Source organism: Pseudomonas sp. Marseille-Q0931 (assembly GCF_940789645.1).
GTDB lineage: Bacteria > Pseudomonadota > Gammaproteobacteria > Pseudomonadales > Pseudomonadaceae > Aquipseudomonas.
In genome coordinates, this window is the sequence record NZ_CALNWT010000001.1 from 821,096 (window position 1) to 844,376 (window position 23,281).

Consider the following 23,281-nt stretch of genomic DNA (forward strand, 5'->3'; position numbering starts at 1 on the left):
GGTTGGCCTCACAGTTTCGTGAGTAAAAATTTCATGGCGCTATGCCGCATGCCGGCACGCCAGTAGCATCGACGTTCTGCATAAGGAGCGAACGATGCGAAGCAAACTCGACGCCTGTCTCGACTCGGTCAATCAGGTGCTGCTGGGAAAAGAGGCGCAGGTGCGTCTGGCGCTGGCCTGCCTGCTGGCGCGCGGTCACCTGCTGATCGAAGACTTGCCTGGCATGGGCAAGACCACCTTGAGTCATGCCCTGGCGCGCGTGCTGGGACTGAGCTTCCAGCGTATCCAGTTCACCTCCGACCTCTTGCCTGGCGATATCCTCGGCACCTCGGTGTTCGACAAGGACAGTGGCCAGTTCGTCTTTCATCCCGGGCCGATCTTCGCCGAGCTGGTGTTGGCCGACGAGATCAACCGCGCTACCCCGAAAAGTCAGAGCGCGTTGCTCGAGGCCATGGAGGAAGGGCAGGTGACCATCGAGGGCGCGACCCGGCCGCTGCCCGAGCCGTTCTTCGTCATTGCCACGCAGAACCCGGTGAGCAGCGGCGGCACCTTCGCCCTGCCTGAATCCCAGCTCGACCGCTTTCTCATGCGCCTGTCGCTGGGCTATCCGGCCCAGGCCGCAGAGCGGGCCTTGCTGCTGGGCGACGCCCGGCGCGACCTGCTGCCGCGCATCGAGCCGATTCTCGACCATGCCGAGCTGGCACGTTTGCAGGCGGAGGTGCCCAAGGTGCGGGCCAGCGATGCGTTGGTCGACTACGTGCTGCGTCTGGTCGAGGCGACGCGCAGCCAGCCGCAGTTCGCTTGGGGCCTGTCGCCGCGCGCCAGCCTGGCGCTGCTGGCCGCGGCAAGGGCCTGGGCACTGCTGGCCGAACGTGATTACGTGATTCCCGAGGATGTGCAGGCGGTGTTGCCGTCGGTAGTCGGCCATCGTCTGCGCGAGCGCGCCGATCCCACCGGCCATGGCGGTGGCGCTCTGGTGCAATGGCTGTTGCGCGAAGTGCCGGCACTCTGATGCGCGCAGCGCTGAAACCGCTCTGGCGGCGCTGGCTGGCCAGGCGCATTCCTCCGGCAGCCAGCGTGCGCCTGAATCAGCGGCGCATCTTCATTCTGCCCAGCCGGATGGGCGGCGCGTTCGCCGTGGTGCTGCTGTTGATGCTGCTGGTGGGTATCAATTACCAGAACAGCCTGGCCTATGGCCTGACCTTCCTGCTGATGTCGGTGTTCGTCGTCACCATCCTGCACACCTATCGCAACCTGGCCGGGCTGGTGCTCAAGGCAGGCGGTGGCGGGGCGGTGTTCGTCGGCGAGCAGGCGCGTTTTCGCGTGCGCCTGGAAAGTCGCGCGCGCCAGCACCAGGCCATCGCCCTGGGTTGGCCGCCTGCGGAGCTGGTGGTGCGCGATGTGCCGCGTGAAGGACAGACCGAAGTGGATCTGAATCTTGCCGCTACGCGGCGTGGCTGGCTGCGCCCCGAGCGTCTGCGGGTGGAAAGTCGCTTCCCCCTGGGGCTGCTGGTGGCCTGGAGCTGGGTCGATCTGGACCAGGCGGTGCTGGTCTACCCGCGGCCGCTGGAAGGCGACCTGCCGCTGTCAGCGGGCCTGGGTGATGAGGAGCAGGAAGAGGGCATGCGTGCCCGTGGCCAGGGCGCCGACGATTTCCAGGGCCTGCGCGAATATCAGCCGGGTGACTCGAAGCGGCGCCTGGACTGGAAGGCCTATTCGCGTGGCCAGGGCCTGCTGGTCAAGGATTTCGCCATGCTCAGCGGGCGTGACCTGTGGCTGGACTATGACAGCCTGGCTGGCGACAGCGAAATGCGCCTGTCGCTGCTCTGTCACTGGGTGCTGCAGTTTTCCGAGCGGCAGCAGGCATTCGGCCTGCAACTGCCGGGGCAGGTGATCGCCCCGGATTACGGCGACGGCCATCGCGACGCCTGTCTGCGTGCCCTGGCGCTGTTCGGAGCGCGGCCATGAGCAGCTTGCCAGGTATCCCGCGGGTCGCCCTGATTTGGTTGCTGGTAGCACAGGTGCTGGTGATCGTGCCGCACCTGGTGCACCTGCCTATGTGGATGGTCGCGCTGTGGCTCGGCGCTGCCGGTTGGCGCGTGCAGATCTTCCGCATGCGTGCGCGCTACCCCAGAGGCTGGGCCAAGGGCGGCCTGGTGCTGCTGGTATTGGCCGGTATCCTGCTGTCGCGTGGCACCTTGGTGGGGCTGGATGCGGCAGCGGTGCTGCTGATCGCCACTTTCACCCTCAAATTGCTGGAGATGCGTACGCGGCGTGACGCGCTGGTGGTGATCTTCCTCGGCTTCTTCTGCGTGGTGACCGCTTACCTGTTCGAGGACGGCATTCTGGCCGCGCTCTACAGCCTGTTGCCGGTCACGGCACTGCTGGCTGCACTGGTCGGCCTGCAGCACAGCGGTTTTGCCGAGCGCCCCTGGCCGACCCTGCGCCTGGCCTGCAGCCTGATGCTGCAGGCGATACCGCTGATGGTGCTGCTGTTCGTGTTTTTTCCGCGCATGGGGCCGCTTTGGTCGCTGCCGCTGCCCAACGACAAGGGCGTCACCGGGCTTTCGGACAGCATGGAGCCGGCCGATATTGCCGAACTCAGCCGTTCCTCGGCGCTGGCCTTTCGTGCCAGTTTCGAGGGCGAAGTGCCGCCGCGGGTGCAGCTGTACTGGCGCGCTTTGACGCTGGAGCGCTTCGATGGTCGGCGCTGGTCGCAGTCCAATTACGCGGAAGTGCCGGTCGCGCCGCAGTGGAGCAAGGCCGGAGAGCCGCTCGATTACAGCGTCATCATGCAGCCCAGTGGCAAGCGCTGGCTGTTCGCTCTGGACGTTGGCGAGATGGCGCAGCAAAGCGGGCGCATGATGAGCGACTTCCGTTGGCAGCGCTTGCGCCCGGTGGATCGGCCTCTGTTGTACCAGGTGCGTTCCTGGCCGCAGGCCGTGCGTGAGGCGCAGGCCGAGCCGCCTGGCGTGCGCCAGGCGCTGCAGTTGCCCGAGCAGGGTGATCCGCGCAGCCGTGCCTGGGCCGCCGAGCTGAAGGCCCAGTACCCGCAGGGCGATGCGCTGGTGGCGGCCGTGCTGCAGCATTTCAACCGCGAGCCCTACGTCTATACATTGCGTCCGCAGCCGCTGGGGCGTGACAGCATCGACGAGTTCCTGTTCGACACCCGGCGTGGCTTCTGCGCGCACTATGCCGGCGCCATGACCTTCGTGCTGCGAGCGGCGGGCATTCCAGCGCGAGTGGTCACCGGTTACCAGGGCGGTGAGTTCAACCCCAACGGCAACTACCTCCAGGTGCGCCAGTTCGACGCCCATGCCTGGGTCGAGTACTGGCTGCCCGGGCAGGGCTGGCGCAGCGTCGACCCCACTTTCCAGGTCGCCCCAGAGCGTATCGAGCAGGGCCTGGAAGAGGCCCTGGCCGAAGAGGATGGCTTTCTCGACGATCAACCGTTCTCGCCTTTGCGCTATCGCGAGCTGGCCTGGCTCAACCAGCTGCGCATGAGTTGGGAGAATCTCAATTACGGCTGGCAGCGTTGGGTGCTGGGCTATCAGGGCGAGCAGCAATTGAAGCTGCTGCAGAACTGGTTCGGCAGCCTTGACTGGCAACGGCTCGCCCTGGCACTGGTGGGTACGGGCGGATTATTACTCGGGCTGCTGGCCTTGTGGTTACTCAAGCCCTGGCAGCAGCGTGCCGACCCGCAGCGGCAGGTGTTCCGCAAGTTCGAGCGCCTGCTGGCGCGTCATGGCGTGCAGCGAACTGCGGGCGAAGGTGCGCGCTCCTTCGCGTTGCGTGCTGCGCAGCAGCTGCCTGAGCAAGCGGCGCACATCGAGGCTTTCGCGCGTTGCTTCGAGCAGCAGCGTTACGCCGGCGAGCCGGTTTCGCGGGCGGCCCTGCAACGGGCATTGAGCGATTTGCGCCGGGCATTGCCCTGGCGCCTGTCGCGTTAGCGACCATTGGTCACTTGCGTCAGGGCATGGCCAGGCTGTTAGCTGCGGCCATCGTCATCGGAGGAACGAGCATGAGCGATTTCATCGAGCATTGCCTGGGCCGCGTTCTGGCTCTGCATATGCGCCTGTATGCCTGTCAGGCGCGGCTGGCTGACTGCACCGACCCGGAGGCGCTACACGATCTGCGCATCGCCCTGCGCCAACTGCGCAGCCTGTTGCGTCCGCTGCGCGGCCTGCCGGCGGTGGATGCCTTGGAGCAGGGCGCAGCGGTGTTGGGACGCCTCAGCGGGCCGCTGCGTGATCGCGAGGTGCTGGTGGCCGAGCTGGAACGCCGCGGGATGGCGCATTTGGCTCCGGCCGATGAGGCGCAGCGTGCTGCCGGCTATGCCGCGATCGCTCGCAGCGGTGAGCTTGCGGATCTGATGCTGCTGCTCGACAGCTGGCCGAGCAACTGGCACGACGCCGCCAGACAGGGACAATTGCACGACGTAAAAAAACGCATCCGGCGTCGTTTGCGCCGTCAGCAAAGGCAACTGGCCCGAGCATTGCGCGATCCTGCCCATGACCGCCATCGCCTGCGCCTGCTGATCAAGCGAGTGCGTTACGGCGCTGAAACCTACCCGGCGCAAAGTCGTTTGGACAAGGCAGCACGGCAGCGACTCAAGCGTGCGCAAAGCGCCTTGGGAGACTGGCACGATCATGTGCAATGGCTGGCGCAGGCCGAAGCGTCGCCTTCGCTGCAGCCTTGTCTGGATGCCTGGCGGCGCGCCGAGCAAGCGGCTGAACGCCGAGCTGACGAGGTGTTGCTGGCGCTGTATGTCGACTTCCCGGGATAAGACGACATTCTCGCCGGCAATATGACCGTTTAGGCACTTTTCCAGGCTATCGTTGCGCTGTGCCCATACCCTAAGATCGTCGCCATCGATGAATCTTGAGGTGCGTATGGTCTTTTCCGAGATGCTCGACGCGGTGCGTCGCGATGCCAATGCCGTGACGATTCCGGCCGAATGGGGGCAGGGGCGTGCCAGCTTCGGTGGTCTGGTAGCCGCGCTTGCTTTCGAGGCGATGCGCGCCCAGGTGTCGCAGGGGCGGCCGGTGCGCTCGCTGGCCATCACCTTCGTCGGGCCGGTGGCGCCGGATGTACCGGTGAGCTTCCAGGCCGAGGTGCTGCGCGAAGGCAAGGCAGTCAGCCAGATGCTCCTGCGCGCGGTCCAGGATGGCCAGGTGGTGACGGTGGTGCAGGGCAGTTTCGGCGCGTCTCGCCAGTCGGTGATCGCCGTGGAGGCTCTTGCCGCACCGCAGGTTCCACCGGTCGAGCAGTGCCAGGAACTGCCCTACGTCCGCAACGTCACGCCCGAGTTCACTCGCTTTCTGGCCATGCGCTGGGGCATCGGCGGCATGCCGTTCACCAACAATCCTTCGCGGCAGATGGGCGGCTGGGTGCGCTTGCGCGGCGAGGGCGAACCGCAGGCGCTCAGCGAAGCGCATCTGTTGGCGCTGGTCGATGCCTGGCCGCCAGCGGTGCTGGCGCATTTGAAAAGTCCGGCGCCGGGCAGTTCGCTGACCTGGACCATCGAGTTCGTCCAGCCACTGCGTAGCCTCAGCACTGAAGATTGGTGCTTGTATCGCGCGGACATCGAATACGCCCGCGATGGCTACGGTCATGTGGCCGCGGCGATGTGGAGCCCGGCAGGCGAGTTGATCGCCCTGAGCCGGCAGACCGTAACGGTATTCGGCTGAGTCGCCAGGCAGCCGATGGGCGCCAGCAAGTTTGTGGCTCCGCTGGCTACCTGCCTTTGCGCCAGGCACGCCACCAGTCACCGCTGAACACGAAGCGGGGAAAGGTGATGCACTGTTCCAGTAACAGACGCTTGCAGGCATCTCGCCTGCCGATGAAGGGTTCCGGCTGATTCCGTTCCAGGCGATGACCCTGGGCCTGCAGGGCCAGTGCGGCATACAGGCCGATGGCGCCAAGCGCGAGCGGGACGAAGCCTAGGTGCCACAGGCCGATCAATAGCAGCAGGAGCGATAGCAGAAACAGCGGCACGGCGATCAGGTGCAGCAGCAGGTTGGTGGGGTGCCTGTGCTGGTCGGCGTAGTGGCGCCACTGCCAGGCCAGCAGATTGGGATGACGTTTGCTCATGATGCAGTCCTCGACTCGATGGTCCGAGTCTAGGGCTGTCATTGCCGCACGACGAATTGCTCCTGGCTATCGGGCAGATAGTTCATCGGGGGCTGTCACAGACGCAACTGACCGATGGCCTTGTTCAATTCGCCTGCCAGCTGTGCGAGTTGCTGGCTGGTGGCCGCCGATTCCAGGGTCTGGCCGACCGTCTGCTCGGTAACGTCGCGGATGCCGACCACCGAGCGGCTCATCTCCTCGGCGACCTGGCTCTGCTGGGTGGCGGCCACGGCGATCTGCGTATTGCTGTCGCGCATCAGCGCTACGGCGGCGGTGATCGCAGCCAGCGACTCGCCAGCCTCCTGCGCCAGTTGCACGCAGTGGTTGGCGTTCTCCGAGCTTTCGCGCATGAACTCCACGGCGTCGCGGGTGCCGCCCTGCAGGTTGCCGATCATCTGGGTGATCTCGTCGGTCGAGTCTTGCACGCGCTTGGCCAGGTTGCGCACCTCGTCGGCGACCACGGCGAATCCACGGCCCATTTCACCGGCGCGAGCGGCCTCGATGGCGGCATTGAGGGCGAGCAGGTTGGTTTGCTCGGCGATGCCGTGGATGACGCCGACCACGCGGCTGATGTGCTGGCTATCTTCGGCCAGGCGCTCAATGCTGCCGGCGCTCTGCTGCACCCCGCGCGACAGGGCTGCGATGGACTGCTCGACGCGTTCGACCACCTGCTGGCCGGCGCGGGCCAGTTGGTCGGCGTTCAGCGACTGATCGCGGGTGGTGCCGGCGTGATCGGCGATGTGCTGAACCGTCGCCGACATTTCGTTGATCGCGGTGGCGGCCTGGTCGGTTTCGCTCTGCTGGCTGAGCATGCCCTGGCGCACGGCGCCCATGCGTTCGGCCATGTTGCGCGTACCGCTGTTCAACTCGCTGGCGACCTGGCCAACCGTGCCGACCACACGCTGGTAGCCGGCCTGCATGGCATTGAACGCGGCGGCCATCTGGCCGACCTCATCGCGGCTCTCCAGCGGCACGCGCAGCGACAGGTCTCCGCTGCGCTCGGCCTGCAGCATGACGTCCTTTAGCGTGTTGAGGTGGCTGAGCAGGAAGCGGATCAATAGCTGCGAGGCTGCCAGCAGCAACAGCATCAGCACGGCGACCGCCAGGGCGTAGGTGAGGGCGTGCTCGGCGAACAGATCGAGCAGGCTGGGTGCGCGAGCGGTGACCGCCAGGTTGCGCCCATCGCTGAGGGTGACGCGCTGCGCGCCGATTACCGGCGAGTCGCCGAAGCGGGCGTCATGCTCCAGTGGCTGCCAGCCGCTGGCATCGGGGGCACCTTGGGCGCCCGGCAGGCTGCCTTGCAGCACCTGGATATTGGCCGCGCTGGGCAAGGGCGATTGTTGCGGCCACTGTTGCAGCAGGCGCGCCTGCTCCAGCGCAGCCAGCCTGGCATCGGCACTGCGGGCCTGTTGCTCGGTATGCAGGGCGAACAACACCAGCATTAGGCTGATGACGAAGGCAACGGCGTTGACCGCCCAGAATTTGTACTTCAGAGAAAGATTGCTGATCCAGGCGCCCATGCTGTGGTTATCCGTGTCGCTGCATTCACTGTTGGCTATATGCCAGCAGTATGCCGTGGAAAACAACCGGAGTCTTGACGTCAATCAAGACTCCGGTGCCGGACTCTCGAGTATGGCTGGCATGTTGAAGAACGCCCGGGCGCAGGCCGTGGTCTGCGCCGCCAGCGCCTGTTCACTTTCAGCGCGATGCAGGGCCACCTCGCGCAATACCTCGCCGAGGTAGGCCGGCTCGTTACGCCCGCTCTTGGGCTTTGGCCGCAAGCTGCGCGGTAGCAGGAAGGGCGCATCGGTTTCCAGCATCAGGCGCTCGCCAGGGATGTCCTTGAGCAGCGGGTGCAGGTGCGTGCCGCGGCGTTCGTCGCAAACCCAGCCGGTGATGCCAATATGCAGGTCGAGGTCGAGATAGGCATACAGGGCCCGACGCTCGCCCGTGAAACAATGCACCACGGCTGCAGGCAACTGGTCGCGATAGTTGCGCAAAATCTCCAGCATGCGTTGGCTGGCTTCGCGCTCGTGAAGAAACACCGGCATCTGCAACTCGACGGCCAGCGCCAGCTGTTCTTCCAGCGCCTTTTCCTGGGCGGGGCGCGGGGAGAAATCTCGATCGAAATCCAGCCCGCATTCACCGACGGCGCGTACTTGTGGTTGTGCCAGTAGCGACTTGAGGGCAGCGCTGCTGGTGTCGTTCCATGAGCTAGCGTCGTGTGGATGGACCCCGGCGGTGCAGAACAGACGTTCGCCGCTGGCGTCCAGCTGTCGGCAAAGTGCGAGGCTGGCCTCGCTTTCGTTCAGACTGGTGCCGGTCAGCACCATCTGGCACACGCCAGCGGCGTAGGCACGCTCGACCAGCGCTTCGGCCTGCACCGCGAGGCTGGGGTGGGTGAGATTGACGGCAATATCGATGAGCTGCATGGTGCCACCTGTAGGACGCGAAGGGGCAGAATAGCAGAAGCCGTCCGTTCGTCAGGAAGTCGATTTAAAACAATAGGTTGTTGGCTGTTTTTAAGGTTGATGCAAGGTTGCGGGGTGGCGCGGCAACGCTCGGCTGTGCCAATCTCCGCGCCCGCCTTGTTGTCCGGCGGTTTAGGGTCTGAAGCCGTCTGTCGCGCATCGGCGAGCAGCAGGCCATCAAGAGGCTTCGGCGGTCACCGCCTTCCCTGGAGAGTCGATGTCGCGATTGCTGCTGATCCTGTGCCTGTTGGCCGTGCTGCCGTTGCCCGTCAGCGCGCGCCTGGCCGGCCCTCCGGAGGTCGGTAGCCAGACCCGCAGCGCTCGCGACCTGCCGGCTATCCGCAGCAGTGGCGAATTGCGCGTGCTGGTCAACCAGAGCCGCAACAGTTCCGGCTCGGTCAAGGGCCAGAGCATCGGCATCGAATACCACCGCCTGCGCGCTTTCGAGCAATACCTCAATCGCAATGCCCGCGATGGCCGTAGCCTCACGTTGAAGATCATCCCCAAGGCCAAGGATCAGTTGCTCGCTGCATTGCAGCGCGGCGAGGGTGATCTGGTCGCGCCCGGCGAGTTGCTCGATGTGCGGACCGGGCACGATGTCAGTGCCAGCACGGCGATTCGCCGCGAAGTGCCGCTGGTGCTGGTGTCCAAGCAGGGCAACCGACATTACCGCAGCCTCGAGCAGTTGGCCGGGCGCAGCCTGTCGTTGCCGGCTGGCAGCGCTGTGGGGGAGGCGTTGCGGCGCATCAACCGGCAACTCGCCGACCGCAAGCTGCCACCGATCGTGGTCGAGTGGGTCGATCCTACCCTGGCGGTCGAGGATGTGCTGGAGATGGTCCAGGCCGGCATCTTCGAGCGTACCGCGGTGGAACTGCCGATCGCCGAGCGCTGGGCCAAGGTCATGCCCAGGTTGCGCGTCGACAGGCATCTGGTTCTGGCACGCGACGGCGACATGAAATGGTTCGTGCGCCCGGATGCGCCGATGCTGCGCGCCAGCATCGATCGTTTTTTCAGCAGCTATCAGTCTCCTGCGGATCAGGATGCGGCATTCCAGCGCGTCTATCGCCGTCTGTACAAGGTGCACTCGCCGCTGGGGCGCGCCGAGCGGCAGCGTCTGGAGAAGGTGCGCCCGGTGTTGCAGCAGCATGCCGAGCAGCAGGGCTTCGACTGGCTGATGCTGGCTGCGCTGGCATTCAAGGAGTCGACCCTGAACCCATCGGCGCGCGGCGCGAGCGGTGCGACCGGGCTGATGCAGATCACCCCGGCAGCGGCGCGCAGTGTCGGGGTGAGCAACATCCAGAACCTCAACGGCAACGTTCAGGCCAGCAGCAAGTACCTGGCGATGATTCGGCGCAACTTCTTCAACAGCCCGCAGCTCAACGAACGCGAACGCATGGCTTTCGTGCTGGCTGGTTACAACCTGGGCCCGCAACGGGTGCAGAGTCTGCGCGCCGAGGCGCGCAGGCGGGGACTCAATCCCAATCAATGGTTCTTTCAGGTCGAGCGTGTGGCCATGGAGCAGATGGGAATGGGTGTGGTGAGCTATGTGAACGCGGTGAATAAGTACTACCTTGCTTATGACCGTGAGCGCTATTTGCTGGAACCGCAGGGGCGGCGTCTGACGGCCAATTAAACATCTATAAATTCGATTTATATAAGCGGTATTTTGCTATTTTATTATCGAATAAATTGGATATTCTGTGCGCCATCTAACCCACACACCAAAGGAAGCCTTGCAATGAACAACCTGATCAAAAGCATCACCGCCAGCCAGGCCGGTTTCGGTATCACCATACTGCGCATTATCGCCGGCATCACGTTCGCCGCCCACGGTGCGCAAAAGCTGTTCGGCTGGTTTGGCGGTTATGGTCTGGAAGGTGTCGCACAATGGATGGAAAGCATTGGCCTGGCGCCGGGCTACCTGATGGCGCTGATGGCAGGTAGTGCCGAATTCTTTGGCGGTGTGGCGCTGATCATCGGCCTGCTGGTACGTCCGGCGGCGGCGGTGCTGGCGGTGACCATGCTGGTGGCGATCTTCACCGTGCACCTGGCCAACGGCTTCTTCATGAGCAACAACGGCTACGAGTTCGCCCTGGCGCTGCTGGCCATCAGCGTAGCGCTGCTGATCGAAGGTGCCGGCAAGCTGTCGATCGATAGCAAGCTCGCCCGCTGATCAGGCCAGACACGGGTGGGGGCGTGACGCCATCGTAAAGGTGAAGTGGCCTGAACCCCTTTGCACACTCGAAAACGCCGCGAACCTATGAAGGTTCGCGGCGTTTTTTTGTCGGGGACAACCATTCGCGGACAAGTCCGCTCCCACAGGTACAGTGGCTGCCTTGCTCTTGTGAGAGCGGACTTGTCCGCGAAACGTTTTGCGCGTAGATGATCAGGCCGGCGCCTGCTCGGCCTTCTTCTCCTGCGCGGTAACCTGCTGCGCCAGCTCGATCATCTGTTCGCGCATCCAGCGGTTGGCTGGGTCCTGGTCGGTGCTCTCGTGCCAGTACAGGTGGGTTTCCAGGGCCGGCACGTCACCGACCGGCAGCGCCACGTGGTGCAGATTGTGACGGCGGGCGAAGCGCGCCGGCACGGTCATCACCATGTCGGTCTGCTGCATCACGCTGCTGGCCATCAGGTAATGCTGCGAGCGAAGGGCAATCTTGCGCTGGATACCCATCTTGCCCAACGCCAGGTCGACGTAACCGAGACCGCTGCGGCGGCTGGAAATGTGGATATGAGAGAACGACAGGTACTCGTCGAGGCTGATCTTTTCCTTGGCCAGCGGGTGGCCGGGGCGCATGGCGCAGACGTAGTGATCATCCAGCAGCTTGACGTGACGAACCTGCGGGTCGGTGTTGAGCGGCGCGTCGACGGCAAAATCGAGGCGGCCGGCGGCCAGCTCCTTGGTGGTTTCGCGGCGCTTGGCCAGGAAACTCTCGATGCACACGCTTGGGGCCAAGCGGCGCAGGCGCTGGAACAGCGGCGGCAGGAGGATCTGCTCGGAAAGGTCGGTCATGCTGATGCGGTAGGTCTTGCCGGCCTGCTGCGGGTTGAACGTACGGCTTTCCTGCACGGAAACGCGCAATAGCTGCAGGGCGTTGCGCACCGGGCCGATGATGTTCTGCGCCATGGGCGTCGGCACCATGCCCTGAGCGGTACGCACGAACAGCGGGTCGTTGAAGGTTTCGCGCAGGCGGGCGAGGGCATTGGACACCGCCGGCTGGGTAATGCCGACGATCTGTCCGGCACGGGTCAGGTTGGCCTCGGTGTAGATGGCGTCGAAGACGATGAAGAGGTTCAGATCCACCTTGGTCAGGTTCATGCCGGTAGTGCTCCAGGGGCGTCGATATCAATCGATCATATATCGGTTATGAATGTTCATACACGCTGAAAATAGGTTCGATAAATCTTAAGCGCTGTTCTAGCATCATTTCCACAACCTCTCACCCTTGTCACAAAACAGGTAACCCCATGGATTTCGCCTATTCCCCGAAGGTTCAAGAGCTGCGTGAACGCGTCAGCGCATTCATGGAAGCGCACGTCTATCCGGCTGAAGCGGTGTTCGAGCAGCAGGTGGCCGAGGGCGACCGCTGGCAGCCGACCGCGATCATGGAAGAGCTGAAGACCAAGGCCAAAGCCGAAGGTTTGTGGAACCTGTTCCTGCCCGAATCGGACTACGGTGCGGGCCTGACCAATACCGAATACGCCCCGCTGGCGGAAATCATGGGCCGCTCGCTGATCGGGCCGGAACCTTTCAACTGCGCCGCACCGGACACCGGCAACATGGAAGTGCTGGTGCGCTACGGCAACGAGGCGCAGAAGCAGCAATGGCTGGAGCCGCTGCTGTCCGGCGAGATTCGTTCCGCCTTCGCCATGACCGAACCAGGCGTGGCCTCCAGTGATGCCACCAACATGCAGGCCAACGCTCGCCGCGAGGGCGATGAGTGGGTCATCAACGGTCGCAAGTGGTGGACTTCCGGCGCCTGCGACCCGCGCTGCAAGGTGATGATCTTCATGGGCCTGACCAACCCGGACGCGCCGCGCCATCAGCAGCACTCGATGATCCTGGTGCCGATGGACGCGCCAGGTGTCACCGTGCTGCGCCCGCTGCCGGTATTCGGCTACGACGATGCCCCGCATGGCCACGCCGAAGTGCTGTTCGAGAACGTGCGCGTGCCTTACGAGAACGTGCTGCTCGGCGAGGGGCGCGGTTTCGAGATTGCCCAGGGGCGCCTCGGCCCGGGACGTATCCACCACTGCATGCGTTCGATCGGCATGGCCGAGCGTGCCCTGGAACTGATGTGCAAGCGCGCCGTGAGCCGTACCGCCTTCGGCAAGCCGCTGGCGCGCCTGGGCGGCAATATCGACCACATCGCCGATTCGCGTATGGAGATCAACCAGGCTCGCCTGCTGACGCTGAACGCGGCCTACATGATGGATACCGTCGGCAACAAGATCGCCGCCAGCGAAATCGCCCAGATCAAGGTAGTGGCGCCCAACGTGGCGTTGAAGGTGATCGACCGGGCGATCCAGATGCACGGCGGCGCCGGGGTTTCCAACGACTTCCCGCTGGCCTACTGGTTCGCCATGCAGCGTACCCTGCGCCTGGCCGACGGCCCGGACGAGGTGCACCGCGCCGCCATCGGCAAGTACGAGATCGGCAAATACGTGCCGCGTGATGTGATGAAGGCCAGCCGCTGATCCAGTGACTGAAAGAAACGAGGCCCGCTGATGCGGGCCTCTTTCTTTTATATCTGCAAGGTCAGGGCAGTCTATCGTCCGAGCGCTGCGCCTGGCCCAGCCAGCCGAGGCGCATATGCAATTGCGCGGCGAAGGTGCGTGCCGCCAGTTCTTCCTGGAAGGTCAGTGCGCGACGCCCGAATCGTACCTGCCAGAGCCATTGGCCCTGGCGCTCGATGAGTTCTATGCAGACTTCGCGCATCGCCTCTCCTCAGGTGGCGCTGGCCTTGTCCCGGGTTTTCAGCAGCGACAGCAGCACACCGCCGGCCAGCAGGCCCAAGGTTACGCCAAGTGAGAGCAGGGCGGGAACCTTGATCAGGTCGTGCAGGAAGATCTTGCCGCCGATGTACATCAGTACCAGGGCCAGTGCGTACTTCAGGTAGATGAAGCGGTGCATCAGCGCGGCCAGGGCGAAGTACAGCGCGCGCAGGCCGAGAATGGCGAAGATGTTCGAGGTGTAGACGATGAACGGATCCTGCGAGATGGCCAGCACGGCCGGTACGCTGTCCACGGCAAACACCAGGTCGGCCAGTTCGATTAGCACCAGTGCCAGCAGCAGCGGGGTGGCGTAGAGCAGCGGCTTGCCGCTGACCTGATCCTTCAGGCGCACCAGGAACTTGCCTTCATGCAGGTCGTCGGTGACGCGAATGTGCTTGCGCACGAAGCGGATCACCGGGTTCTGTGCCAGGTCCGGATGCGACTCTTCATCACTGCCACTGCGCAGCATCTTGATGCCGCTGAACAGCAGGAAGGCACCGAAGATGTAGAGGATCCAGTCGAACTGCTGCACCAGGGCCGTACCCAGACCGATCATGATTGCGCGCAGCACGATGACCCCGAGGATGCCCCAGAACAGCACTCGATGCTGGTACTTACGCGGGATGTTGAAGTAGCCGAGGATCATCGCCATGACGAAGACGTTGTCCATCGACAGCGATTGTTCCACCAGGAAGCCGGTGTAGTACTCCATCGCCTTGGTGCCGCCGAGCTGCCACCAGATCCAGCCGCCGAAGGCGACACCGACGCTGAAGTATCCGGAATACAGCAACAGGCTTTCGCGCATCTCGATTTCATGCTGATCGCGATGCAGCACGCCGAGGTCGAGTACCAGAAGGGTGATGATCAGTACCAGGAAGGCCAGCCAGAACCAGCCGGGTGTACCAAAGATGGGGGATGTCAAAAAGGCAAGTAGAGCGTCCATGAGCCCTCCCTTATGTCTGCCTGAGTTGAAAGAAATCCACTCAGTGACTCCGACATCACGGTGAGAACACTCACCGCCAGAGGGGCCCGGCGTCACGCGGTGCAAAGGCTAACGCCGCGTCGACAGGCTGCCAAGCCCCCCGGAGAGGAATATTTCCTGGCGTCAGTAAACCCAGACTTCGACGCGGCGATTGCGGATGCGGCCGTTGTCCTGATCGTTGGCCGCCACCGGCAGCTCACTGCCCAGGCCGGTGATCTCGCGAAACAGCACGCCCTGCTTGGCCAGCTCGCGGCGCACCGCCATGGCCCGCAGTTTCGACAGCAGTTCGGCACGCTCGGGGTCGCTCTTCGGGTCGCCGAAACCGACCAGCACCACCTTGTGCTGCAGCTTGTCGTGCTGCTTGAGGTAATCAAGCACGCGCTGCAGGTCGCGGTGGGCCTTGTTGTCCAGCGTCGCGCTGCCTTCCTGGAAACGGAAGTTCACCGAAAGCCGCTGCGCCTGCTGCGCCAGTTGCCTGTAACCGGCCGGCATCTGCGCGTCCGCGGTGACCTTCACTGCCTGGACGGTCTGGGCGATGAACCCGTTGGCGTCGACGATGGCCTGTCCGCGCGGGCTGTGGGCGAAGTCGATCAGCGCGCGCGCCCAGGGATTGCTCAACTGCGGATCGTTGTAGAGAAACAGGCGGCGCGCCAGCGGGTAGTCCTCGGTGGCGATCAGCGTGGTGCTCGGCGGCATCGGCTGGGAATCGCCGGCGGCGATGGAAACCGCTTTGGCCTGGCGAATGTAGGGCAGGCCGATGAAGCCAATGCCGTTGGGATCGCCGCTGACCGAGTCGGACAGCTGATTGCTGGACTCGAAGCGTTGCGCGCTGGCCGCCAGGCTGCGTCCGCCCGGCGCCAGCACCAGCTCCTTGAACGTGTCGTAGGTACCGGAATTGTCGTCGCGCGCGTAGGCGTGGACCTTGCCAGGTTTACCGCCGAGCGCCGCCCAGTTGTCGATCTCGCCAGAGAACAGTTGCGCGATCTGCTCGACGCTCAGCGTGCCGACAGGGTTGGACGGGTGGACGATGATCGCCAGGCCGTCGATGGCGATGACCTGTTCGCTCTGCGGGCTGCGCAGGTCGCCCAGCGCTGCCAGGCTGACGGCTTCACCGTCCTTGATCGGTCGCGACGAGGCGGCCAGGTCGGTGCTGCCATCCTTGAGTGAGGTGAAGCCGGTACCCGAGCCATGGGCGGCCACTTCGACGATTACCTGGCGGCCGTCGCTCCGGCGTGCGAGCACGCGCTGTTCGTTTTCCCGGGTGCCGGCTTCGCTGCGAATGCCTTGCAGGCCTTGCGCCTCGAACAGCCCCTTGACCAGCTCCGGGGCGAGTTTGGCACCAATGGTATTGGAGCCCTGAATGCGCAGCACCGCCCGGTTGCCCTCAGAAGCGGGCAGAGCGGCAGCGAAAACGGATAGGGGCAGGGCGTAGCAGATGAAACCGATCAGTAGCAGAGACAGAGTACGACCCCAGAGGTCGCGGTCGGCGGACAGGGCGCGCGGCATGCGGCAGGCACCTTCTAGTGGGTGGGACAAGGTGCCGCGCAGATTAAGTCAGTCAGGTTGCAGTCTTGTGACGAGGCGCGTCATCTGCACGCGCCCGTGTTTCAGCTCAGCTCAAGCCAGATCGGCGCATGATCGGACGGCTTGTCCATGCTGCGCAGGTCATAGTCGATGCCGGCGTCCTTGAAGCGCGCCTGCAGGGGTTGGCTGGCGAGAATTACGTCGATGCGCAGGCCGCGCTTGGGCTCGTCCTCGAAGCCTCGGCTGCGGTAGTCGAACCAACTGAAGCGGTCGTTCACCTCGGGGTTGAGGTGGCGGAAACTGTCCACCAGCCCCCAGTTCTTCAGGGTCGCCAGCCATTCGCGCTCTTCCGGCAGGAAGCTGCACTTGCCGGTTTTCAGCCAGCGCAGGCGATTGGGTTCACCGATGCCGATGTCGCAATCCTCGGGGCTGATGTTGATATCGCCCATCACCACCAGCGCCTGCTGAGGGTCGAAGCGCTCCACCAGCAATTGCTGCAGATCGGCATAGAAGCGCTGCTTGGCCGGGAATTTCACGGGATGGTCGCGGCTCTCCCCCTGAGGGAAGTAGCCGTTCATCACGGTGACGGGGTTGCCGCTGGTGTCGGCGAAGGTGCCGTAGATGAAGCGTCGCTGGGAGTCTTCGCCATCACCGGGGAAGCCCTTGTGCAGGCTCAGCGGCTCTTGGCGCGAGAGCAGGGCGACGCCGTAGTGGCCCTTCTGACCGTGGTAGTGCACGTGATAGCCGAGCTGGCGGATCTCCGCTTCCGGAAACTGGTCGTCGGCCACCTTGGTTTCCTGCAGGCCGATCACGTCCGGCTGGTGTTTCTCGATCAGGGCCTGCAATTGATGAGGGCGCGCACGCAGGCCATTGATATTGAAGGAGACGATTTTCATGGGCAGCGGGTCCTGGGCAAAAGGCGATGCTAGCCGATCCTCGGCGCTGGCGGCCAGCGCCTGGCAGGTGCCGGGCGGCGGTGCTAAGTTGGCTGTGACGCTCCATACAATAACTAGAGTTGAGGTCCACCATGCCCCATAACGCCCCAGCTGAAGTGCGCATGCTCGATGGTGGTTACGCCCGCGAGGTTCGCTCGCTGCTCTACCACGCCTATCGCCACGAGCCGACCTTCGCCTACCTGTTCGAGGCCGAACGCCCCGGCTTCGACCAGCGCGTGCGCGCGACGATTCGCGAGCTGGTGCAGCAGCATTTCGCCGAGGATCTGCCGGCCATCGGTCTGCTGATCGACGACCGTCTGATCGGCGCAGCACTGATCGCGCCGCCGCAACGGCGCCTGGATATCACCGAGAGCTGGGGCTGGCGCCTGCGCATGCTGTTGAGCACCGGCTTCGGTTGCACCAAACGCTATCTGGAGTACCACGATGCGGTGCTCGCCTGTCTGCCGCCAGGCCCTTATCACGTGCTGCCGTTGCTGGGCATTCACCCGGAGTTCCAGGGGCAGCATCGCGGCGAGCAACTGCTCGAGGCGCTGCACGACTGGTGCGCGCAGGACAGCGGCTCGCAAGGTGTGGTGCTGGACACTGGCGATGCCCGCTACCTGGAATTCTACCGGCGTCAGGGCTACGAGGAAGTCGGTGAGCTGGCCATTGGCCCGGTGGTCGAGCACGTATTCTTCCACCCCAACCCGCAACCCGTGGTCCGGGCCAGCGCCTGAACTCCGGCTGTCTGGCAGAAGCGTGGCGGCTCTGGCGTGGGCTGTGCGCCGTGGTAGCATCCTTCGCCATGAGCGTATATGGACATCTCCAGCGCAGCCTGGCGCTGCTGCTGATCAGTACGGGGGCCTTCGCTGCAAGCGAGCTGGACGTACGGATCACCCCGAACAATGCGGCCCTCAAGGCCAATATCGAAGGTTACGTCGGCAGCCTCGATGGGCGTGACGCGCAGTCGTTGCGGCGTTTGCGGCGTATCGCCGAGAACGAAGCGGACAAGGCGGTTCAGGCCCTGGGGTATTACCAAGCGCGCATTCGCAGCCGTATCGAAGAGGGCGAAACACCGCGTCTGGTACTTGAAGTCGAGCCGGGCGAGCGCGTTCGCCTGCGCAACGTCGACATCCGCATCGAAGGGCCGGCCAGCGAGCTGTCGGCCTTTCGCGTCCCCAACGCCAGCCGCCTGCAGCCAGGCTCGGTGCTCAATCACGGACGCTACGAGGATGCCAAGCGGCTGATTCAGAATCAGGCCTCGCGCTACGGTTTCTTCGACGGCCGATTCACCCGCCAGAGTCTGCAGATCGATCCGGCTGCCGGCGTGGCCGACATCGAGCTGGTGTTCAGCAGCGGGCCGCGCTACAGCCTGGGCGATATCGCTTTCAGCGGCGACTTCCCGTTCGATGAAGAACTGCTGCTACGCATGGTGCCGTTCGACCCGGACACCCCCTACGATTCCGAGCTGATTGCCGAGCTGTATCAGGCGCTGCAGTCCAGCGGCTATTTCGAGTCGGTAAGGGTCGACGCCATCCCCACCCAGGCCGATCAGTTGCGCATCCCGGTAGCGGTGGCGCTGCAGGTACGCGAGCCGCGTACCATGGGCCTGGGCCTGGGGTTCTCCACCGATGTCGGGCCGCGCCTGCGCGCCAACTGGACGCGTCACTGGCGCAACCCGCAGGGGCACAGCTACGGGGTGGAAACCGAGCTCTCCGCCCCCCGGCAGAACGTCGGCCTGTGGTACGACATTCCCGGCGATCCACCGCTGACCGACAAGCTGCGCCTGGCCGGTGGCTATCAATATGAAGAGCTGGCCAGCAACGACAGCCTGAGCCGTCTGCTCACCCTCGGCCCGGAGTGGCACAGCCAGCGCCCCGGTGGCTGGCAGCGCGTGCTGTCGGTGAAATGGCAGCGCGAGGAATACCGCCTGGGCGACGATTCCGGCTTGAGCACCTTGTTGATGCCGGGGGTGAGTTACTCGCGGCTGCGCAGCGACAATCGTCTCGATCCGAACCAGGGTTACCGCGTGCAGTTCGACTTGCGCGGCGCCGTAGAAGGCGTGTTGTCCGACGCCAATGTGTTGCACGGCAACGTCATGCTCAAGGGCCTGACCACGGTATTTGACAATCATCGTCTGCTCGGTCGCGTGCAGTTCGGCGGGACCGAAACCAATGGCTTCTCGGCGGTGCCGCCGTCGCTGCGCTTCTTTGCTGGCGGCGATCAGAGCGTGCGCGGCTACGATTACCAGAGCCTGTCGCCGGAGAACAATCGCGGCGACAAGATCGGCGGCCGCTACCTGTTCGCGGCCAGTGCCGAGTATCAGTACAGCCTCACCGACAAGTGGCGCCTGGCGACCTTCATCGACCAGGGCAATTCGTTCAACTCGCTGGATTTCCCCACTCTCAAGACCGGTGTCGGTTTCGGCGTGCGCTGGGTGTCGCCGGTCGGCCCGCTGCGTCTGGATCTTGCCCATGCACTGGATGACGATGGCGGCGTGCGGCTGCATTTCTCCATGGGGCCTGAACTATGATCCGGCGTGTGCTGAAATGGCTGGCCATCGGCCTGTTCAGCCTGGTGCTGCTGTTCGCCGCTGCGCTGTGGGTGCTGCTTGGTACCCAAGGTGGCAGTCGCTGGCTGCTGGCGCAGGTGCCGGGGTTGCAAGCCGACAACTTCCAGGGACGCCTGGGCGGCGCCTGGCAGGCCGATGCGCTGCTCTGGCAGCAGGACGCGACGCGTGTTGAGCTGCAGCAACTGGAAATGGCCTGGTCGCCGTCCTGCCTGCTGCGCCTGAGGCTGTGCATCGACCGCCTGCATTTGCAGCAGGCGGCGCTCGACCTGCCGCCCAGCGCTGAGCCAAGCAACGAGCCGTTCAGCCTGCCAGACCTGAATCTGCCGCTGCGCCTGCAACTGGGCGATATCCAGCTGGGCGAGTTGCGCCTGGACGGCCAGGCGCAACTGAGCGATCTAGAACTGATCGCCAGCTGGAACGAGCAGGGCGTCGAGTTGCAGCGTCTGGCCCTGCAGCGCGATGACCTGCGCCTGGATGCCAGCGGTCGCCTGACCCCGCATGGCGACTGGCCGCTGGCATTGAGTGGGCGCCTGCAGTTGCCGGAAGTCGACGGCAAACCCTGGCAGGTCGCGCTGCAGGTCGGCGGCGAGCTGCAGCGCAGCCTGGAGATCGACGCGGATAGCAGTGGTTATCTCGACGCACGCCTGCAAGGCAAGGTGCAGGCCCTGGCCGAGAATCTGCCGGCCGAGTTGCGCCTGACCAGCCGCGACTTCCAGGCCAGCAATGCCTTGCCGCCGACCCTGCGCCTGCAGGACCTGCAACTGCATGCCAAAGGCGATCTGGCGGCCGGCTATCGCGTCGAAGGCACCGCGAGCCTGCCCGCCGAACAGGTGCCGATGCCGCTGCAACTGAAAGGGCGGGTCGATGCCGCCGGTGCGGATATCGAACTGCTGCGTATCCAGGCCGAAGCCCAGCATGTCCAGGTCGAGGGCAAGCTGGCCTGGAGCGAAGCGCTCACCATCGATGCGCAGCTGGATTGGCTGGATTTTCCCTGGCAGCGTCTCTACCCGATGGACGAGCCGCCGCCGGTGGCACTGCGCGCCATGCAGGCCGAAGTCAGCTATAGCGGGGGCAACTACCTGGGCAACTTCGCTGCGCAACTGCAGGGCCCAGCGGGTAATTTCAGCCTGAGCAGCCCGGTCAGTGGCGATCTGGGCCAGGTCAGCCTGCCGCAACTGCAACTGGTGGCCGGTCAGGGCCGCGCTGAAGGCGTGCTCAAGCTGGGCTTTGCCGAAGGTATCGACTGGCAGGCCATGTTGCAGCTCAGCGCCCTCGACCCCGGTTACTGGCTGGCGGAAATGCCGGGCAATCTGGCTGGTCCGCTGAGCACCTCGGGCAGCTTCAACGCCGGTAAGCTGCAGGCCGAGGCCGATATCTACCTCAATGGCCGCCTGCGTGGCCAGCCGGCGCAATTGCAGGTGCAGGGCGCCGGTAGTGGAGAACAGTGGCAGCTGCAGCGCCTGCTGGTGCGCCTGGGCGACAATCGGGTCAGCGGGCAGGGCGCGCTGGATCAGCGCCTGCGCGGCCAGCTGGAGCTGGCCTTGCCGCGCCTGGGGCAACTCTGGCCCGGCCTGCAGGGCCAGATGCAAGGTACGCTTTCGCTGGCCGGCAGCTTGCAGGCCCCGCAAGGGCAACTGGCGTTGACCGGTGAGCGTCTGGCGTTCGGCGACCCCAGCCTGCGTCGGCTGCAGCTGGACGCGACACTGGATGCTCGCCAGCAGGCGCGCATCGACCTGAACCTGCGCGGTATCCGTATCGGCGAAACCTATCTTGGCCGCCTGCAGGCCGAGGGCCGTGGCGATCAGCGTCGCCAGGCGCTGGACATCGACCTGCAAGGCCCGCTGCTGCAACTGGCGCTGGCGCTGGACGGTAACTTGAGCGAGCAGGGCGACTGGCGCGGGCGCATTGCCAGTGGTCGCGTGCAGAGTGGCGGGCAGGATTGGCAGCTGCAGCAGGCCGCGAGCCTGGAGCGCCTGGCCAGCGGCCGGCTGAACCTGGGTGCACATTGCTGGCAATCCGGCGATGCCAGCCTCTGCGGCGGGCAACAGCGGCTGATGCCGCAGCCCAGCCTGGACTGGCGCCTGGAGAACTTCCCGCTGGCCAGCCTGCAGCCCTGGTTGCCCGAGGATTTCGCCTGGCAGGGGCGCCTGGATGGACAGCTCAAGGTCGAGCTGCCCGACAGCGGCCCCAACGGCCAGGTCACGCTCGATGCTGGCGGCGGCACCCTGCGCATTCGCCAGCCGGATGACGAGCAGTGGCTGGATTTCCCCTACGACAGCCTGCGCCTGAACAGCACGCTGCGCCCGCAGCGGGTGGACAGTGAGCTGCGCTTCGTCAGCGCTCGCCTGGGCGAACTGCTGTTGCAGGCGCGCATCGATCCGCGTCCGGCGAATAAACCGGTCGATGGCGAGTTTCGCTTGAGCGGCTTCGACCTGGCCGTGCTGCGCCCCTTCGTGCCCATGGCGGAACGGCTTCAAGGCACGCTGCAGGGCAGCGGCACGATCAGCGGCCAGCTATTGGCACCGCAGGTTAACGGGCAACTGCGCCTTGACGGTGGCGAGCTGTCCGGCAGCGAACTGCCGGTGAGCCTGGAGGGTTTGCAGGTGCAGGCCTTGATTGCGGGTGAGCAGGTGCAGCTGTCCGGCGACTGGCGCAGCGGCGAGCAGGGCCGCGGCAGCCTGCGCGGTGAAATTGCCTGGGCCGAAGGCCTGAGCGGCGATCTGTCACTGCAGGGGCAGCGCCTGCCGGTGAAGGTCGAGCCCTATGCCGAGCTGGAAGTGGAACCCGATCTGCAATTGCAGCTGCGTGCCCAGCGCCTGGCGGTCAGTGGCAAGGTCGGTGTGCCACGCGGGCTGATCAGCGTCCGTGAACTGCCGCCATCGACGGTGAAGGTATCCGGCGACGCGCGGGTGGTCGGGCGCGAAGTGCCCGAGACCGAACAGGGTCTGGGCATCGCCATGGATGTCGACGTCGAAGTCGGGCAGGACAAGCTGGCCTTCAGCGGCTTCGGTCTGACCGCCGACCTGCGCGGGCGCGTGCATATCGGCGACAACCTCGATACCCGTGGTGAGCTGGATCTGGCCAATGGTCGCTACCGTGCCTACGGCCAGCGCCTGACCATTCGCCGTGCGCGGCTGTTGTTCACCGGACCGATCGATCAGCCGTTCCTCGATGTCGAGGCGATTCGCAAGGTGGACAATGTCGTGGCCGGTATACGCCTTTCCGGTAATGCCGAGCAGCCCAGCACCACGGTGTTCGCCGAGCCGGCGATGAGCCAGGAACAGGCGCTGTCCTATCTGGTGCTGGGGCGGCCGCTGGGGCAGAGCAGCGGTGACAACAACATGCTCGGCCAGGCGGCGCTGGCACTCGGCCTGGCCGGCAGTAGTTCGATTACTACCGGCCTGGCCAACAGCCTGGGGATTCAGGATTTCCAGCTCGATACCGAGGGCAGCGGCGTGACCACCAGCGTGGTGGCCAGCGGCAGTATTACCGAGCGCCTGAGCCTGCGTTACGGCGTCGGCGTATTCGAGCCAGCCAACACCATCGCCCTGCGTTACGAGCTGACCCGACGCCTGTACCTGGAGGCCGCCAGCGGTCTGGCCAGTTCGCTCGATCTGTTCTACCGGCGGGATTTCTGATGGCGGTGCGAGCTTTGGCTAAATCCCTACTG

Annotated in this window: 19 protein-coding genes; 11 read left to right on the forward strand and 8 right to left on the reverse strand. The window is 64.8% G+C overall.

From position 1 onward, the window contains the following. Window positions 1-94 precede the first annotated feature (94 nt). The 5 genes from P3C50_RS04035 to P3C50_RS04055 all read left to right on the forward strand — a co-directional run bounded on the left by P3C50_RS04035 (window position 95) and on the right by P3C50_RS04055 (window position 5,690). Window positions 95-1,012, forward strand: a complete 918-nt coding sequence (locus tag P3C50_RS04035) for an AAA family ATPase (RefSeq protein ID WP_275544967.1) — start codon at window positions 95-97, stop codon at window positions 1,010-1,012. Beyond that, on the forward strand, window positions 1,012-1,968 hold the full coding sequence (locus P3C50_RS04040) for a DUF58 domain-containing protein (RefSeq protein WP_197856477.1): 957 nt from the start codon (window positions 1,012-1,014) through the stop codon (window positions 1,966-1,968). The genes P3C50_RS04035 and P3C50_RS04040 overlap by 1 nt, the downstream gene beginning before the upstream one ends. Next, window positions 1,965-3,950, forward strand: coding sequence for a DUF3488 and transglutaminase-like domain-containing protein (locus tag P3C50_RS04045; protein WP_275544968.1), 1,986 nt, complete (start codon window positions 1,965-1,967; stop codon window positions 3,948-3,950). Before P3C50_RS04040 ends, P3C50_RS04045 begins: the two co-directional genes overlap by 4 nt. A gap of 71 nt (window positions 3,951-4,021) precedes the next feature. Next, on the forward strand, window positions 4,022-4,786 hold the full coding sequence (locus tag P3C50_RS04050; protein ID WP_275544969.1) for a CHAD domain-containing protein: 765 nt from the start codon (window positions 4,022-4,024) through the stop codon (window positions 4,784-4,786). 106 nt (window positions 4,787-4,892) lie between these two features. Continuing rightward, window positions 4,893-5,690 carry an acyl-CoA thioesterase gene (locus P3C50_RS04055; RefSeq protein WP_275545340.1) on the forward strand — a complete coding sequence of 266 codons (798 nt, stop codon included), beginning with the start codon at window positions 4,893-4,895 and terminating at the stop codon, window positions 5,688-5,690. Between the two features lie 46 nt (window positions 5,691-5,736). On the opposite strand, the gene P3C50_RS04060 is transcribed toward P3C50_RS04055, so the two are convergent. From P3C50_RS04060 to P3C50_RS04070, 3 genes are all read right to left on the reverse strand, one after another. Then, window positions 5,737-6,093, reverse strand: coding sequence for an Mpo1-like protein (locus tag P3C50_RS04060; RefSeq protein WP_275544970.1), 357 nt, complete (start codon window positions 6,091-6,093; stop codon window positions 5,737-5,739). A gap of 95 nt (window positions 6,094-6,188) precedes the next feature. After that, entirely contained in the window at window positions 6,189-7,652 is a 1,464-nt protein-coding gene (locus tag P3C50_RS04065; RefSeq protein WP_275544971.1) for a methyl-accepting chemotaxis protein, read from the reverse strand. 84 nt (window positions 7,653-7,736) lie between these two features. Further along, the gene (locus tag P3C50_RS04070) at window positions 7,737-8,564 is read right to left on the reverse strand and encodes a TatD family hydrolase (protein WP_275544972.1); all 828 of its coding nucleotides are present in this window, start codon (window positions 8,562-8,564) and stop codon (window positions 7,737-7,739) included. A 256-nt stretch (window positions 8,565-8,820) separates the two neighbouring features. Between P3C50_RS04070 and P3C50_RS04075 the strand changes: the two genes are divergently transcribed. Both P3C50_RS04075 and P3C50_RS04080 read left to right on the forward strand, forming a co-directional pair. Next, the gene (locus P3C50_RS04075) at window positions 8,821-10,236 is read left to right on the forward strand and encodes a transglycosylase SLT domain-containing protein (protein WP_275544973.1); all 1,416 of its coding nucleotides are present in this window, start codon (window positions 8,821-8,823) and stop codon (window positions 10,234-10,236) included. Between the two features lie 105 nt (window positions 10,237-10,341). Continuing rightward, window positions 10,342-10,776, forward strand: a complete 435-nt coding sequence (locus P3C50_RS04080) for a DoxX family protein (RefSeq protein ID WP_275544974.1) — start codon at window positions 10,342-10,344, stop codon at window positions 10,774-10,776. A 213-nt stretch (window positions 10,777-10,989) separates the two neighbouring features. Here P3C50_RS04080 and P3C50_RS04085 read toward each other — a convergent pair whose 3' ends face one another. Continuing rightward, entirely contained in the window at window positions 10,990-11,922 is a 933-nt protein-coding gene (locus P3C50_RS04085) for a LysR family transcriptional regulator (protein WP_275544975.1), read from the reverse strand. A gap of 149 nt (window positions 11,923-12,071) precedes the next feature. Here P3C50_RS04085 and P3C50_RS04090 point away from each other — a divergent pair, with 149 nt between their 5' ends. Then, entirely contained in the window at window positions 12,072-13,301 is a 1,230-nt protein-coding gene (locus P3C50_RS04090) for an acyl-CoA dehydrogenase (protein ID WP_275544976.1), read from the forward strand. Between the two features lie 61 nt (window positions 13,302-13,362). Here P3C50_RS04090 and P3C50_RS04095 read toward each other — a convergent pair whose 3' ends face one another. The 4 genes from P3C50_RS04095 to xthA form a co-directional block, all read right to left on the reverse strand. Further along, complete coding sequence (locus P3C50_RS04095) at window positions 13,363-13,542, reverse strand: hypothetical protein (protein WP_197856487.1); 180 nt, start codon at window positions 13,540-13,542, stop codon at window positions 13,363-13,365. Between the two features lie 9 nt (window positions 13,543-13,551). Further along, window positions 13,552-14,541, reverse strand: a complete 990-nt coding sequence (locus tag P3C50_RS04100) for a TerC family protein (RefSeq protein WP_275544977.1) — start codon at window positions 14,539-14,541, stop codon at window positions 13,552-13,554. A gap of 162 nt (window positions 14,542-14,703) precedes the next feature. Beyond that, window positions 14,704-16,086, reverse strand: coding sequence for a phosphate ABC transporter substrate-binding/OmpA family protein (locus tag P3C50_RS04105; RefSeq protein ID WP_275544978.1), 1,383 nt, complete (start codon window positions 16,084-16,086; stop codon window positions 14,704-14,706). 101 nt (window positions 16,087-16,187) lie between these two features. Continuing rightward, entirely contained in the window at window positions 16,188-17,000 is an 813-nt protein-coding gene (gene xthA, locus P3C50_RS04110) for an exodeoxyribonuclease III (RefSeq protein ID WP_275544979.1), read from the reverse strand. 131 nt (window positions 17,001-17,131) lie between these two features. On the opposite strand from xthA, the gene P3C50_RS04115 reads away from it, so the two are divergent. The 3 genes from P3C50_RS04115 to P3C50_RS04125 all read left to right on the forward strand — a co-directional run bounded on the left by P3C50_RS04115 (window position 17,132) and on the right by P3C50_RS04125 (window position 23,249). Beyond that, window positions 17,132-17,776 (forward strand): GNAT family N-acetyltransferase, encoded by a 645-nt coding sequence (locus P3C50_RS04115; RefSeq protein ID WP_275544980.1) that lies wholly within the window; start codon window positions 17,132-17,134, stop codon window positions 17,774-17,776. Between the two features lie 68 nt (window positions 17,777-17,844). After that, a complete protein-coding gene (locus tag P3C50_RS04120) occupies window positions 17,845-19,572 on the forward strand; it encodes an autotransporter assembly complex protein TamA (RefSeq protein ID WP_275544981.1) in 1,728 nt (575 codons plus the stop codon). Continuing rightward, a complete protein-coding gene (locus P3C50_RS04125) occupies window positions 19,569-23,249 on the forward strand; it encodes a translocation/assembly module TamB domain-containing protein (RefSeq protein ID WP_275544982.1) in 3,681 nt (1,226 codons plus the stop codon). The genes P3C50_RS04120 and P3C50_RS04125 overlap by 4 nt, the downstream gene beginning before the upstream one ends. Window positions 23,250-23,281 lie beyond the last annotated feature (32 nt).

Coding starts and splice junctions, on each gene's coding strand:
- P3C50_RS04040 (WP_197856477.1), top strand. CDS start 1,012: ATGCGCGCAGCGCTGAAACCGCTCTGGCGGCGCTGGCTGGCCAGGCGC.
- P3C50_RS04090 (WP_275544976.1), top strand. CDS start 12,072: ATGGATTTCGCCTATTCCCCGAAGGTTCAAGAGCTGCGTGAACGCGTC.
- P3C50_RS04100 (WP_275544977.1), bottom strand. CDS start 14,541: ATGGACGCTCTACTTGCCTTTTTGACATCCCCCATCTTTGGTACACCC.
- P3C50_RS04115 (WP_275544980.1), top strand. CDS start 17,132: ATGCCCCATAACGCCCCAGCTGAAGTGCGCATGCTCGATGGTGGTTAC.
- P3C50_RS04050 (WP_275544969.1), top strand. CDS start 4,022: ATGAGCGATTTCATCGAGCATTGCCTGGGCCGCGTTCTGGCTCTGCAT.
- P3C50_RS04105 (WP_275544978.1), bottom strand. CDS start 16,086: ATGCCGCGCGCCCTGTCCGCCGACCGCGACCTCTGGGGTCGTACTCTG.
- P3C50_RS04095 (WP_197856487.1), bottom strand. CDS start 13,542: ATGCGCGAAGTCTGCATAGAACTCATCGAGCGCCAGGGCCAATGGCTC.
- P3C50_RS04075 (WP_275544973.1), top strand. CDS start 8,821: ATGTCGCGATTGCTGCTGATCCTGTGCCTGTTGGCCGTGCTGCCGTTG.
- P3C50_RS04055 (WP_275545340.1), top strand. CDS start 4,893: ATGGTCTTTTCCGAGATGCTCGACGCGGTGCGTCGCGATGCCAATGCC.
- P3C50_RS04035 (WP_275544967.1), top strand. CDS start 95: ATGCGAAGCAAACTCGACGCCTGTCTCGACTCGGTCAATCAGGTGCTG.
- P3C50_RS04060 (WP_275544970.1), bottom strand. CDS start 6,093: ATGAGCAAACGTCATCCCAATCTGCTGGCCTGGCAGTGGCGCCACTAC.
- P3C50_RS04080 (WP_275544974.1), top strand. CDS start 10,342: ATGAACAACCTGATCAAAAGCATCACCGCCAGCCAGGCCGGTTTCGGT.
- P3C50_RS04070 (WP_275544972.1), bottom strand. CDS start 8,564: ATGCAGCTCATCGATATTGCCGTCAATCTCACCCACCCCAGCCTCGCG.
- P3C50_RS04085 (WP_275544975.1), bottom strand. CDS start 11,922: ATGAACCTGACCAAGGTGGATCTGAACCTCTTCATCGTCTTCGACGCC.
- P3C50_RS04065 (WP_275544971.1), bottom strand. CDS start 7,652: ATGGGCGCCTGGATCAGCAATCTTTCTCTGAAGTACAAATTCTGGGCG.
- P3C50_RS04125 (WP_275544982.1), top strand. CDS start 19,569: ATGATCCGGCGTGTGCTGAAATGGCTGGCCATCGGCCTGTTCAGCCTG.
- xthA (WP_275544979.1), bottom strand. CDS start 17,000: ATGAAAATCGTCTCCTTCAATATCAATGGCCTGCGTGCGCGCCCTCAT.
- P3C50_RS04045 (WP_275544968.1), top strand. CDS start 1,965: ATGAGCAGCTTGCCAGGTATCCCGCGGGTCGCCCTGATTTGGTTGCTG.
- P3C50_RS04120 (WP_275544981.1), top strand. CDS start 17,845: ATGAGCGTATATGGACATCTCCAGCGCAGCCTGGCGCTGCTGCTGATC.